Source organism: Aquimarina acroporae (genome assembly GCF_023195925.1).
Lineage (GTDB): Bacteria > Bacteroidota > Bacteroidia > Flavobacteriales > Flavobacteriaceae > Aquimarina > Aquimarina acroporae.
On sequence record NZ_JALPRE010000011.1, the window covers coordinates 20,489 to 33,341 of the forward strand.

At 35.2% G+C, this 12,853-nt stretch carries 12 protein-coding genes and 1 tRNA gene; 6 read left to right on the plus strand and 7 right to left on the minus strand.

Annotated elements, in window-relative coordinates:
- Positions 1–14 precede the first annotated feature (14 nt).
- On the minus strand, positions 15–755 hold the full coding sequence (locus M0D21_RS15880) for a lysophospholipid acyltransferase family protein (RefSeq protein ID WP_248331315.1): 741 nt from the start codon (positions 753–755) through the stop codon (positions 15–17).
- A 183-nt stretch (positions 756–938) separates the two neighbouring features.
- Positions 939–1,349 carry a BrxA/BrxB family bacilliredoxin gene (locus M0D21_RS15885; protein ID WP_248331317.1) on the minus strand — a complete coding sequence of 137 codons (411 nt, stop codon included), beginning with the start codon at positions 1,347–1,349 and terminating at the stop codon, positions 939–941.
- Between the two features lie 215 nt (positions 1,350–1,564).
- On the opposite strand from M0D21_RS15885, the gene M0D21_RS15890 reads away from it, so the two are divergent.
- Positions 1,565–2,299, plus strand: a complete 735-nt coding sequence (locus M0D21_RS15890; protein WP_248331319.1) for a TerB family tellurite resistance protein — start codon at positions 1,565–1,567, stop codon at positions 2,297–2,299.
- A gap of 13 nt (positions 2,300–2,312) precedes the next feature.
- On the opposite strand, the gene M0D21_RS15895 is transcribed toward M0D21_RS15890, so the two are convergent.
- The gene (locus M0D21_RS15895; RefSeq protein ID WP_248331321.1) at positions 2,313–3,452 is read right to left on the minus strand and encodes a lycopene cyclase family protein; all 1,140 of its coding nucleotides are present in this window, start codon (positions 3,450–3,452) and stop codon (positions 2,313–2,315) included.
- A 97-nt stretch (positions 3,453–3,549) separates the two neighbouring features.
- Between M0D21_RS15895 and M0D21_RS15900 the strand changes: the two genes are divergently transcribed.
- On the plus strand, positions 3,550–3,960 hold the full coding sequence (locus M0D21_RS15900; RefSeq protein ID WP_248331323.1) for a hypothetical protein: 411 nt from the start codon (positions 3,550–3,552) through the stop codon (positions 3,958–3,960).
- Between the two features lie 33 nt (positions 3,961–3,993).
- A complete protein-coding gene (locus M0D21_RS15905; protein WP_248331325.1) occupies positions 3,994–4,911 on the plus strand; it encodes a DMT family transporter in 918 nt (305 codons plus the stop codon).
- Positions 4,912–5,103: 192 nt separating this feature from the next.
- Here the strand turns inward: M0D21_RS15905 and feoB are convergent, their stop codons facing one another.
- The 3 genes from feoB to M0D21_RS15920 form a co-directional block, all read right to left on the minus strand.
- Positions 5,104–7,197 carry a ferrous iron transport protein B gene (gene feoB, locus M0D21_RS15910; protein ID WP_248331327.1) on the minus strand — a complete coding sequence of 698 codons (2,094 nt, stop codon included), beginning with the start codon at positions 7,195–7,197 and terminating at the stop codon, positions 5,104–5,106.
- Between the two features lie 14 nt (positions 7,198–7,211).
- Positions 7,212–7,439 carry a FeoA family protein gene (locus tag M0D21_RS15915; RefSeq protein WP_248331329.1) on the minus strand — a complete coding sequence of 76 codons (228 nt, stop codon included), beginning with the start codon at positions 7,437–7,439 and terminating at the stop codon, positions 7,212–7,214.
- 107 nt (positions 7,440–7,546) lie between these two features.
- Positions 7,547–8,218: an SCO family protein gene (locus M0D21_RS15920; RefSeq protein WP_248331901.1), complete on the minus strand. Its 672-nt coding sequence runs from the start codon at positions 8,216–8,218 to the stop codon at positions 7,547–7,549.
- A 156-nt stretch (positions 8,219–8,374) separates the two neighbouring features.
- On the opposite strand from M0D21_RS15920, the gene rseP reads away from it, so the two are divergent.
- The 3 genes from rseP (at position 8,375) to M0D21_RS15935 (ending at position 10,313) form a co-directional block, all read left to right on the plus strand.
- Positions 8,375–9,709, plus strand: a complete 1,335-nt coding sequence (gene rseP, locus M0D21_RS15925) for an RIP metalloprotease RseP (RefSeq protein ID WP_248331331.1) — start codon at positions 8,375–8,377, stop codon at positions 9,707–9,709.
- 143 nt (positions 9,710–9,852) lie between these two features.
- Positions 9,853–10,023, plus strand: coding sequence for a bacteriocin-like protein (locus M0D21_RS15930; RefSeq protein ID WP_248331333.1), 171 nt, complete (start codon positions 9,853–9,855; stop codon positions 10,021–10,023).
- Positions 10,024–10,239: 216 nt separating this feature from the next.
- Positions 10,240–10,313 (plus strand) — tRNA-Asn (locus M0D21_RS15935).
- 184 nt (positions 10,314–10,497) lie between these two features.
- On the opposite strand, the gene katG is transcribed toward M0D21_RS15935, so the two are convergent.
- Positions 10,498–12,804, minus strand: coding sequence for a catalase/peroxidase HPI (gene katG, locus M0D21_RS15940; protein WP_248331335.1), 2,307 nt, complete (start codon positions 12,802–12,804; stop codon positions 10,498–10,500).
- Positions 12,805–12,853: the final 49 nt, after the last annotated feature.

Here is a 12,853-nt window from a genome sequence, read left to right on the forward strand (position 1 = left end):
TGTTTAATTGTGTGTTAAGTTCGTATTGCAGTAGTTACCTTTTGTTCTATGGTTTCTATAAATTGGGTAATATCTGTTTTATCTATTTCTTCAGGCTCGTGTACCTCTAAGGTAAGATGAAGCCCAACTCCCATGGGAAAAGTACCAAAGCGCACCAGTTTCCAACTATCGTTTATAGTGACTGGAACCACTAAAGCTTCTGGTGCGTTTTTGAACAGCATTTTCAAACCGGTTGCTGCAAACTTCTTCGGTTTTCCATTTTTGCTTCGTGTTCCTTCAGGAAAAATAACCGCAGCAAACTTATTTTCGGCGATAAATTTTCCGAATTTAGAGAGCACGGGGATCGATTGCTTAGGGTTCTTTCTGTCGATTAAAGCGTTTCCGCCATGTCTTAAATTGAATGAAATACTAGGGATACCCTTTCCCAGTTCAATTTTAGAAATGAATTTGGTTTTATGTGCTCTCATAAACCAAATAATTAATGGAATATCGAACATACTTTGGTGATTAGAAACAATAATTTTTTCTCTATCAATAGGTAGATTTTGCTTATTTCTATAACTCACCCTAACTCCCAAAATCAAAAGACACCCCAACAAGCAAAAATTCATGGCATTTACCATCTTTCTGTGAGCTGTCGTACTTATTTTAACGGCAATCCATTGCAAAGGATGAAATATTACTAAGGTAAGCCCAAAAAACAAATAAAACAGTATGCTTAACGGATAAGATAGTATCTTTTTAAATATTTCCATTTGTGTATTTGTGTGAACAGAGAAGACAGTTTTTAAACCTGTCTAATCGATGACGCAAGGTCTGATATTATTTTTAGTTGACCAACAGTTTATGTGCTAAATTATAGCATTAAAAAACAAAAAACCGTTCCTTAACTAGGAACGGTTCAAAATTGAATTTTGTATACTTTTTACAGTCAAATTTTAACAGTGCTCGTTGTAAGCATCCATCAGATTTTCTGCGATCATATCTGCTGGTCTTCCCTCGATATGATGACGCTCTAGCATATGAACCAATTCTCCATTTTTAAATAATGCCATCGATGGTGATGATGGAGGAAATGGGATCATATATCCTCTTGCTTTGTCTGTAGCTTCTCTATCTACTCCTGCAAAAACAGTTACTAAATTATCTGGTTTTTTACTATTATTTAAAGATGCTTTTGCTCCCGGACGAGCATTGGCAGCAGCACAACCACAAACCGAATTTACAACCACCAAAGTTGTACCTTCTTTTGCTATAGCCGCTTCAACTGCATCTGCTGTATGTAATTCTTCGAAACCAATATTGGTTAAATCTTCACGCATTGGCTTTACTAAATCTGCTGGATACATATTTCTTACTATTTTTTCGTTTTAATTTTTATACAAATGTACAAATTATGTACCATACGATACCAACTGTCAAGTAGTCATAATTACCTTATTTAACTAATATTATGATTTTTCTGGCGTAACAATCTTTAAGAATCGTTGTCTAATTAATAAAAGAGTTGAAACATAACACTAGATATTTTCGGTTATCTTTACAACCCAAAAAATTGTTTTGAATGATAAAATGGCTTGCAGCGCTTTTAGGAGTATCTTTTTTTAATTGGCCCGGTGGAATTTTAGGTTTTATTGTGGGTAGTCTTATTGATGCCACTCGTTCTACCAGTGGAGGCAGTTTTAAAACGGTATTTACACAAGCCGAAAAAGTAACTCCTGCAGATTTTGAGTTAAATTTACTCTCCCTCTCTTCTATTGTTATTAAAGCAGACGGTAAAGTAAACCAAACCGAGCTCGATTATGTGCGACGTTATTTTGTGAGTGCCTACGGAAAAGAGCGTGCCAATGCCACATTTAGAACCTTTAACGATATCATTAAAAACAGACAAATATCTGCACAACGTATTTGTATGTATATCAACCAACATACACGATATCCTTCACGATTACAGATTCTTCATTTTTTATTCGGAATTGCCAATGCCGATGGGAGTGTAAGTTCTGCCGAAGCAGAAGAAATTCAAAAAATTGCCGGATTTTTGCGTATCAACTTTAGAGATTTTGAAAGTATAAAAGCAATGTTTTTCAAAACGGGTGATCATGCATATAAAATCTTAGAGATTGAAAAAAATGCATCTGATGCCGACGTGAAAAAAGCGTTCAGAACCATGGCTAAAAAATACCATCCCGATAAACTACAGCACATGGATGATGTCTATAAAAAAGGTGCCGAAGAAAAGTTTAGAGAAGTACAAAAAGCCTACGATCAAATTAAGAAAGAACGAGGCATAAGTTGATTCGATAATTACTCTAAAATATTCTGCTCCAAAGCGCTTTTAAAAATCTGGATTTAGGCAAACTTGTAGTAATTTTCAATTCTTCTACAATCGTTGTTTCTTCGTCAAGGAACTTTAGTATTTTTTGACTGCTGTTCTTTTTGAAAAGGGTAGAAAACAACACATGTCCAAACCCATTATCTTTATACAATACATCAAGAAAAAGTAAATCATAGTACCAAAATCTTGTCTTTCTCTCGAATTGAGAAAGATGCTCGTTCTTTTTAAGAAATTGTACAAGCTTATTTATTTTCTTCGTACAAATATGAAATGTATATCCTGTACTTGGTTTTGTCCAACCTCCAGCGGTACCCATATGCAAAATATTCTTTGAATTTTTATTCGCAAACGGATAGGACGTCATAGGAATGCATCCTTTTTCCTTCTCTACAATCTCATATGCTTCTATTCCTTTTTGCTGTAAATACTCCTTTATCGCATCTTCGTATTCACCTTCGGGCAATAACTTTTCAGAAAATAACGTGTATTCTAATAAGGCTTCGGTTGTCGAAGTTGGCAGCACATACATAAACCGTGTATTTCCTCTTTGAGGTATAGTAAAATCCATAAATGTAGCGGTCTTGTTATCAAAAACCTCTTTTTTGGTCTTTACAAACCATCCTACAAAATGTTGGTTTAATAATGGATACTTGCCATGGGTTCTATAGTCTGAAGATAATACCACACTATTAAATACCTTATCGCAAACATAGGTATGGTGGTTTGTGATTACCTGTGCTTTTTCCCCATCATCACGCAATGAAACAAGTTCTTCGGTGGCAATAGTTATATTTGAAGATCTCTCTAATGTAGTCAACACAAAATCATAAAAATCTTTTCCTTTTATCATTTTATAGCGATACGGTAGTATTTCGATTTGCTCAGAAAAACCTTCACTACCAAAATATATGCTATCCCATTGTTGAGAAATGATAGGTTCCCAACAGCTAGTTTCTTTTTCCCAAAAACACCAGGTACGATCATTCTTATTTTTTAATTCCCTATCTATCAACAAGATATTTTTATCTTTAAAGAAGGGATCATTACATAAATGATATGCCAACATCAGACCAGATGCCCCCATTCCTGTTATTATGTAGTGGTATTTATGCATGTTCAGGAGTTAAATATAAAATGAAAAACAGTAATTTGAGAATAATCGCATTTATTTATGTTGGTTTTATCTATCTTTAACTGCAATCACACAACTAATGAATAAGATTTTAGTATTGTTGGTATGTCTTTCGATTTCTATATTGAAAGCTCAAGATGCTACTACTGCATCTCCTAAAATCGTTTCTAAACTGAAAATAGGAAACGCAGCCGAATTTGAAGATTATACCATAAAATTCATCAAGGTAATTGAAGATTCTCGTTGCCCCAGCGACACTAGTTGTATGTGGGCAGGTGAAATAAAAATTAAAATCGAACTTTACCAGGGTGATGCTATGGTATCGCAAGAGACTTTGATTTTTGGTACAGATGCCATTCATCCTGAAAACACCAAAAAGCTATTCGAAGTAGATCAAAAAACTGTTTTCGCCTATAATGTAAGTCCCTATCCTGTTTCAACTTCAAAAATTAATCAAAACGAATATTATTTAGAACTGCTTATTCAATAGTATGTATCAAATTTTCTTACCATTTAGTACTATATGATTTCAAACAAAGCAAGAGCCCATATCGCATTACTAAGCGTGAACATGATATATGGTGCCAATTATCTTATCGCAAAAGGACTAATGCCAAACAAACTAGAAGCTTCTGCATTGGTTTTTCTTCGCATAAGTGGTGCGGGTGTATTGTTCTTCATTCTAAAATTATTCAGCAAAGAAAAGGTAGACAGAAAAGATATTCCTAGGTTAGCATTATGTGGTTTTTTGGGTGTCGCTGCTAATCAATTTTTTTCTATGAACGGGTTAAATCTAACGTCTCCTGTTGATGCCGCTATTATTATAACGGCAATGCCTATTTATACTGTAATTATAAGTCGATTTCTATTAAAAGAGCCTTTTACCGTTCAACGTATAGTTGGCATTACTCTGGGAGGCTCCGGAGCAGTACTTCTTATTTATTTAGGAAATTCTGGTTTAGGCAGTGGGTCTCTGAAAGGTAACATTTTTGTGGCTATAAACGCTCTAGCCTTTGCCTTTTATTTGGTTATTGTAAAACCTATGATGTCTAAATACAAACCTATAACGGTTATTATATGGACCTTTCTATTTGGTTTTATTTTTATGTTCCCATTTTGTATCTCACCATTGCTAAGAACAAACTTTGCTTCTTTTGAAGCTTCAAACTGGATATCCTTACTTTACGTTATTATTGGCCCTACTTTCTTGGCCTATTTTCTCAATATGTTTGCGCTTCAGTATGTAAAACCCACCGTTTCGAGTAGTTATATTTATGTACAACCGGCGGTCGCCATGATTTTGGTAGCCCTCATCTCTTATCTCATTGTAGATAGTCAATATAAAGGTGATATTACCTCTGTAAAACTGCTATGTTGTGTGCTTATTTTTATTGGAGTTTACCTAATTAGTAGTGGTCCAATAAAATGGTTTAAAAAGTAGATTAGGGACATCCACAACCGGATGACCCACAGGAACTATCTTTTTTCTTTTTGGAAGTTGAAAATGAAGGTTTCCAGAAGAATTTTTTAATTAAAAAACCCACTGCAACCACAAAAACCAGAATTACTAATATGTTTTGAATAATAAAATTCATGACCAATTTGTCGTTTAAAGATACAAAATCTTAATTTTCTATTTTAAAATCTGATAGGCTATTAATGCAGTACTATAAGCCAGTAAACTCATAAACACCAATTGCATAAGGGGCCATTTCCATCCATTGGTTTCTCTTTTTACAATAGCCAACGTACTCATACATTGCATTGCAAAAGCATAAAACAATAATAAGGAGATTCCGCTTGCGAGATTAAATAAAGGTAATCCTTTAGCATCTACCTCGGCTGCCATTCGATTTTTAATAGTTTCTTCTTCATCGCTACCTACACTATAAATAGTAGCCAATGTCCCTACAAAAACCTCTCTCGCTGCAAACGAACTAATAATTCCAATCCCAATCTTCCAATCGTATCCCAACGGTGCAACAATAGGTTCTATAGCTTTACCAGCATACCCAATAAATGAGTGTTCTAATTTATAAGATGCTATTTCGGTTTCTAATTCTTCTCCAGTGAGATTGGTGTGAGCAGTACTAACAATTTCTTCGGCCTTACTAAATTTTTCATTGGGCCCAAAACTTGCCAAGACCCATAAGATGATAGAAATGGCAAGAATAATTTTCCCTGCTCCAAAAACAAAAGCTTTCGTTTTTTCTATCACATTAATAGCTACATTTTTAAACATAGGAACCTTATATCCAGGCATTTCAATGACAAAATATGACTTGCTTTTTATGTTTAATGTTTTATTTAGTATCCATGATGCTCCTACGGCTGCCAAAAACCCTATAAAATACAATAGCATTAAGGTGAGACTTTGGTAACTAAAAATCCAACCTATTTTTTCATCGGGAATTACCAGAGCAATAATAATAAGATAAACAGGTAATCTTGCAGAACAGGTGGTAAAGGGCACTACCAAAATAGTAATAAGTCTTTCTTTCCAATTTTCTATATTTCGAGTTGCCATTACAGCTGGGATAGCGCATGCAGTTCCTGAAATTAAGGGCACTACACTTTTACCGCTTAACCCAAATTTGCGCATGACCCTGTCCATCAAAAACACAACGCGACTCATATAACCACTTTCTTCCAAAATGGAGATAAATAAAAACAGAAATGCAATTTGTGGAATAAAGATCACAATTCCTCCTAAGCCAGGAATGATCCCATCGGTAATAAGATCTACAAATGGACCTGCTGGAAGCACAGATTTGGTAACTTCACTAAGCCAAGCAAAACCCTCATCAATTAAATCCATCGGATAGGAAGACCAATCATAAATTGCCTGAAAAATAAGTAATAAAATGGCGAAGAATATTGCGTAACCCCAAACTTTATGAGTTAATATTCGGTCTAATCTGGCACGTACACCTGTGGCTGCTTTTTCATCTATAAACAACCCTTTTTTAAGTACATTGTTTATGAATTGGTATCTTTTAATGGTTTCTTTTTGTTGAAAGCGTTTAAGCTCGCTCTCGGATTTTATCTGAAAATCTGGAGTGATATCTAATTCTTGCTTATCTATCTTTCTGAAATTGACATCTTGGGTAATAACCAGCCAAAGTTTATATAATGATTGCTTTGGAAACGCCTTTTTCAGTCGTTCGAAATAGTCTGGCGCAAAGGTAAGTGCATCTACACAAGGTTCAGATGACAATGTACCATATGATTCGATTAGTTGTTTAAGTTCATCAATCCCTTCATTTTTTCTGGCACTTATTAAAGCTATTTTTGTATTTAATTCTTTCTCTAGCAATGGTACATCTAAGGTGATTCCTGTGCGTTTCATACGATCGGCCATATTGATGACCAAAATGGTAGGAATTTCCAAATCTTTTATTTGTGTAAAAAGTAAGAGATTTCGTTTGAGGTTTTCGACATCACTTACTACAACTGCGACATCAGGAAAATCTTTATCTTTTTTATTCAAGAGTAATTCTATCACCACATTTTCATCGAGTGACGACGCATTAAGGCTATATGTACCGGGTAAATCGAGAATATGTGCTTTTACACCCCTAGATAACTTACAGATACCTTCCTTTTTTTGAACGGTAATTCCCGGATAGTTCCCTACTTGTTGATTGAGCCCTGTGAGCAAATTAAACACTGATGTTTTTCCAGTATTAGGGTTTCCGATAAGTGAAACTTTAATTTGCTTAGCCATAAAGAGAATTACTATTATAGAATTTGAACTTCAATTTGTGCCGCAACCTCTTTTCGTATAGCAAGATGGCTACCATTTACATTAAGATATATTGGGCATTGAAAAGGAGCCATTTGAAGTAATTGCACTTCATTTCCAGGAAGGCAACCCATTTCTAATAGCTTCAGCGGAATTAAATCGGAGGTAATCTCTTTTATCAAAGCTCGCTGGCCTATCTTAAGATCGGCGATTGTAGTCTTCAAAAAACTTATTTAGATTAATTTTAAACAAGGCAAAAGTAAGGAAAAAAACCTATTTGAAACGCTAAATTTTTCAAAATAAAAAAACCAAAAAATATGAGAATAGTTTCTTATTTATTTTCAGACTTCAAAATAGAGATATCTTCTATCAGTTTATCAATATCTTCGGGGTTCGTGCCGTCATAAAACCCACGAATACGTTTCTTTTTATCTACCAACACGAAGTTCTCTGTATGTACCATATCATATGGACCTCCATCTCCATCAGATTTTGCTGCCAGATATGACTTCCTGGCCAACTCATAAATTTGTTGCTTATCTCCAGTTACCAAATTCCATTTAGCGTCATCTACACCTTTTTCCAAGGCATATCTCTTCAGCCTTGCCACACTATCGATCTTGGGAGTTACACTATGAGATAGTAACAATACCTCTTTATCTTCTTTAAGTCTTTCTTGAATTTCTTTCATATGACCAGTCATAATAGGACATATAGTCTGGCAAGTTGTAAAGAAAAAGTCGGCTACATAAATTTTATCTTTATAGGTATCCTGAGTGACCTCTTCACCATTTTGATTGGTAAGATTGAAATCTGCAATTTTGTGATATTTTCTAACGTATTGCACCGTACTATCAACGAGCTCTGTATTCACCATATTAGGTTCATATACTGGCAACACCTTTTTGGGTTTGAGGATAGAATATATGATACTGATGATAATTGCAGAAAGTACAAACAATACTACCGCAAAAAACTTGTACTTTGAAAAAAACTGAAGCATATTCTCTTTTCTGGATGCAAAATTACAAGGATTCTCGGTTATTTTAAATCGATTTTTCATTAAAAAAATACTAAATCTGAGGATATACGGTATAGTTTTTTTTAATATACCTCCTAAAAGGTTACTTTTGCGTGATTTAATTTTGAATATGACCTAATGAGTCCATTTTTTATAAAAGCAATACAATTACTATTAAGTTTATCTCTCCTAATTGTTTTACACGAGCTAGGACACTTCATACCAGCCAAATTATTTAAAACCAGAGTTGAGAAATTTTTTCTCTTTTTTGATGTGAAATTTGCATTGTTTAAGAAGAAAATCGGAGAAACCGTTTATGGTATCGGATGGCTACCTCTTGGTGGATATGTAAAAATATCGGGAATGATTGACGAGAGTATGGATAAGGAGCAAATGGCAGGTCCACCCCAACCTTGGGAATTTAGATCAAAGCCAGCCTGGCAGCGACTAATTATAATGCTCGGTGGTGTAACAGTGAATATCATCCTTGGGTTCTTCATCTATATGTGTATTGTTTTTGTTTGGGGATCTTCTCATGCCAATGGTGACGATTTGACTTACGGTTTTGGTGTAAGTAAAACCTTAGAAAAATATGGTTTCGAACAAGGTGATAAGTTAGTTTCAGTAAATGGAGAGCCTTTATTTGATGACAGAGATATTGGAAAATATCTTCTTCTAAGGGATGTACAAACGGTAACTGTTAAACATCAAAATGGCAGTACTGAGACTCTTACACTACCTGAAGACATTGGAAACGAAATTTTTCAATCTGGGCAAATGAATTCCATCAGCTACAGATATCCTTTTAAATTAGATTCTATACTTGAAAAAGGGCCTGCAGAAAAAGTTGGATTGTTAAAAACGGACAAAATCTTAAAAATTGGTGGGATGCCAATTCAATATCAAACCGATCTTGCGTATGCACTTAATAACTTCAGAAAAAATGATAGTACTGTAGTAATTAACTACGAAAGAAATGGTGTTGAAAGTAATGTGGATCTGGTTCTGAATAAAAAGAAAGAAATCGGGATTATGTACTCTTCTTTAGAAGAAAAACCGATTACGACACATAAAGTAGAATATGGCTTCGTAGCTAGTGTTTCTAAAGGTTTTGAAGTTGGATATTGGACGCTGAGAGATTATATTGCTCAAATCCCTTTTATATTTACAAAGAAAGGAGCTACCTCTGTAGGTGGTTTTGGAGCCATAGGAAACATTTTTGCTCCAAAATGGCACTGGCCATCATTTTGGGCAAATACAGCCTTTATATCTATTATATTAGCGTTTATGAACATTTTACCAATACCTGCATTAGATGGAGGGCATGTAATGTTCCTGTTATATGAAATTATTGCGGGACGTAAACCAAATGACAAGTTCATGGAATATGCACAACTTGTTGGTTTTATCATTTTAATTTCATTATTACTATTTGCCAACGGAAATGATATATATCGAGCTATTTTTGAATAGTTCAAAATTATAAGATTTGAAAAATAGGTCTGCTAGTTTAGCAGACCTATTTTTTTATACAAGTCTCAAAATAAGAGATCATTACGTTCTAGTTTTACACCAGTTAACAATAAAAACTTTAAGTAATCTAAATCAATCAAAAAATGAAAAATCTTAAAACTTTAAATCAGGATGAATTGAAAAACATTAATGGAGGAAAAATTATTGAAGATATTATCTACCCGATTCCTTTTCCGAGACCTATTTTCCCAATGCCTTTCCCGTTTCCAAGACCACTTCCTTTTCCATTTCCTTTCCCAATAATCTCCAAATAAAAAGGTCTCATTACAACCGAGGGAAATCAAATCGTAAAAAAGCTTTTAAAATATTTTAAAGGCTTTTTTGGGTTTCAAATCGCTAGATAAGACTAGTTTATTCAAACTATTATTTAAATCTTCAGAAAAAATTAAAAAAATCTTTTCGAGATATAAAAAATAGTATATATTTGCACTCGCAAAAGAGAAAAACACTCTATATTTGCAAAACCATTTTCCTCCTTAGCTCAGTTGGTTAGAGCATTTGACTGTTAATCAAAGGGTCCTTGGTTCGAGCCCAAGAGGGGGAGCAAAAGTCCAACAGAAATGTTGGACTTTTTTGTTTTATCCTTTTATGTAAGAAGTTTATTCTACGGGTAATCAAAGGAAGTTTTAATCTATTAAACTTGTTGATCTTCGATACTCTATCGTAAACAAAAAATGACTTAAGATAAATACTTAAGCCATTTTTTTAATTATTCTATGATAATATATCTAGATATCGAATCTATCCAACATCATTACTTTATTCCAAGCGGCAACAAAATCGGTTATAAATCGTTCCTGTGCATCACCACTTGCATATACTTCTGATAGTGCTCTTAGTTCAGAATTAGAACCAAAAATCAAATCAGCACGGGTTGCAGTCCATACTTTATCTTTTGTTCCTCTTTTAAACCCATTAAACAAATATTGTTTATCGTCTACAGCTTCCCATTCATACTCCATGCTTAATAAATTTTTGAAATACTCATTGGTAAGGGCACCTGGTTTACTGGTTAAAATACCTGTTTCAGAAGCATCATAATTGGCACCTATAGCGCGCATTCCTCCTACTAAAACAGTCATTTCTGGAGCAGAAAGTGTTAGCAATTGGGCTTTGTCTACTAACAACTGCTCGGTAGTTAGCGTGTACTCTGTTTGTTGATAGTTACTGAAACCATCGGCCATAGGTTTTAGGAGTTCCATTCCTTCAACGCTCGTTTGTTCTTGTGATGCATCCATTCTACCCGGTGTAAAAGGAACCTTTGTTTCGTAACCTGCTTTTTTTGCAGCTTCCTCTACACCTACACATCCTCCCAAGACAATTAAATCTGCAATAGAAATTTTCTTATCTCCATTTTTAGCATCAAAATCTGCTTTTACCTTTTCATAATAAGCAAGAACGCGCTTTAACTGCTTAGGATTATTAGATTCCCAATTCACCATGGGTTCTAATCTAATTCTGGCTCCGTTTGCACCTCCTCTTCGATCTGAATCTCTATAGGTAGCTGCAGAGTTCCAGGCGGTGCTTACTAACTCACTAATACTTAAACCAGATGCTGCAATTTTTGTTTTTAAAAGTGCAATATCTTTTGAGTCTACCAACGGGTGGTCTACATTAGGAATAGGATCTTGCCAAACAAAACTTTCTTTGGGTACTTCTGGTCCCAAATATGTTGTATTGGGTCCCATATCTCTATGAGTAAGTTTAAACCAAGCTTTGGCAAAAGCTTTTTCAAACTCCTTAGGATTTTTATAAAATCTCTCAGATATTTTTCGGTAAGACGGGTCATGTAGTAAAGCAATATCTGTCACCAACATTGTAGGCTTATGCTTTTTATTTGGATCAAAAGCATCTGGATACATCTTTTTGGGGTTTACCGCCTGAAACTGATGCCCTCCTGCTGGACTCTTTACCAGTTCCCATTCGTTTTCAAATAAACCTTCAAAAAAACCATGGCTCCATTTATCTGGGGTCTGTGTCCAAATTACCTCAAGGTTTGAAGTCGTAGCATCTGGACCTTTTCCCGATTTATAGTTGCTTTTCCACCCTAGTCCCATATCGGTGATGCCTGCAGCTTCTGGAGCTGGGCCAATATGTTCTTCAGATGCCTTGCCATGCGTTTTACCTACGGTATGCCCTCCCGCAATTAGCGCAACGGTTTCTTCGTCATTCATTCCCATTCGACCAAAAGAAATTCGAATATCTTTTGCGGCAGCGGCTGGGTCGGGATTTCCGTTAGGACCTTCAGGATTTACATAAATCAATCCCATTTGTACTGCTGCAAGTGGTTTTTCTAATTCTCTGTCTTCAGAAAATCGTTCGTCATCTAACCACTTTTTCTCAGATCCCCAATATACATCTGTTTGAGGTTCCCAGGTATCTACACGACCTGCAGCAAAACCAAAAGTTTCAAAACCCATAGATTCATAGGCTACATTACCTGCCAAAATAAACAAGTCTGCCCAAGAAATTGCTTGTCCATACTTTTGCTTCACAGGCCATAATAATCTTCTTGCTTTGTCAAGGTTAGCATTGTCTGGCCAGCTATTTTGTGGTGCAAAACGCTGTTTCCCTTCTCTTGTTCCGCCTCTACCATCGCCAGATCTGTAGGTTCCTGCACTGTGCCAAGCCATACGCACAAACAATCCACCATAATGCCCAAAATCTGCTGGCCACCATTCTTGAGAATCTGTCATTAAGGTTTTTAAATCTTCTTTGAGCGCAAAATAATCTAAGCTCTCAAACTCTTTCTTGTAATCAAAATCTTCTCCTAGAGGATTTGATAACATTGCATTTTTGCGCAGTACTGTAAGATCAAGTGAATTAGGCCACCAATCTCTATTAGAGTTTTGTTTGCCATTGGTTACCGCTCCTGTAGACTTAGCTAGCTTATCGAAACCAAAAGGGCAACCGCCACCTTCAGATTTGCTAGTTACTTTTCTATCTTCTCCACTAAAGGACGAGAATAGAACGATTGTAGCCGTTATAGCTAAAGCACCTGCGGCCATTAAAATTTTGGAAAGTGTTTTTCTCATTGTGTGATAATTTAAAAGTTGGTGGGTAAAATTCTAAAATATTTATCAT

What these genes read in the sequence shown, in the direction of transcription:
- M0D21_RS15880 (WP_248331315.1), bottom strand. Translation starts at nt 755, where the DNA reads ATGGAAATATTTAAAAAGATACTATCTTATCCGTTAAGCATACTGTTT.
- M0D21_RS15885 (WP_248331317.1), bottom strand. Translation starts at nt 1,349, where the DNA reads ATGTATCCAGCAGATTTAGTAAAGCCAATGCGTGAAGATTTAACCAAT.
- M0D21_RS15890 (WP_248331319.1), top strand. Translation starts at nt 1,565, where the DNA reads ATGATAAAATGGCTTGCAGCGCTTTTAGGAGTATCTTTTTTTAATTGG.
- M0D21_RS15895 (WP_248331321.1), bottom strand. Translation starts at nt 3,452, where the DNA reads ATGCATAAATACCACTACATAATAACAGGAATGGGGGCATCTGGTCTG.
- M0D21_RS15900 (WP_248331323.1), top strand. Translation starts at nt 3,550, where the DNA reads ATGAATAAGATTTTAGTATTGTTGGTATGTCTTTCGATTTCTATATTG.
- M0D21_RS15905 (WP_248331325.1), top strand. Translation starts at nt 3,994, where the DNA reads ATGATTTCAAACAAAGCAAGAGCCCATATCGCATTACTAAGCGTGAAC.
- feoB (WP_248331327.1), bottom strand. Translation starts at nt 7,197, where the DNA reads ATGGCTAAGCAAATTAAAGTTTCACTTATCGGAAACCCTAATACTGGA.
- M0D21_RS15920 (WP_248331901.1), bottom strand. Translation starts at nt 8,218, where the DNA reads ATGCTTCAGTTTTTTTCAAAGTACAAGTTTTTTGCGGTAGTATTGTTT.
- rseP (WP_248331331.1), top strand. Translation starts at nt 8,375, where the DNA reads ATGAGTCCATTTTTTATAAAAGCAATACAATTACTATTAAGTTTATCT.
- M0D21_RS15930 (WP_248331333.1), top strand. Translation starts at nt 9,853, where the DNA reads ATGAAAAATCTTAAAACTTTAAATCAGGATGAATTGAAAAACATTAAT.
- katG (WP_248331335.1), bottom strand. Translation starts at nt 12,804, where the DNA reads ATGAGAAAAACACTTTCCAAAATTTTAATGGCCGCAGGTGCTTTAGCT.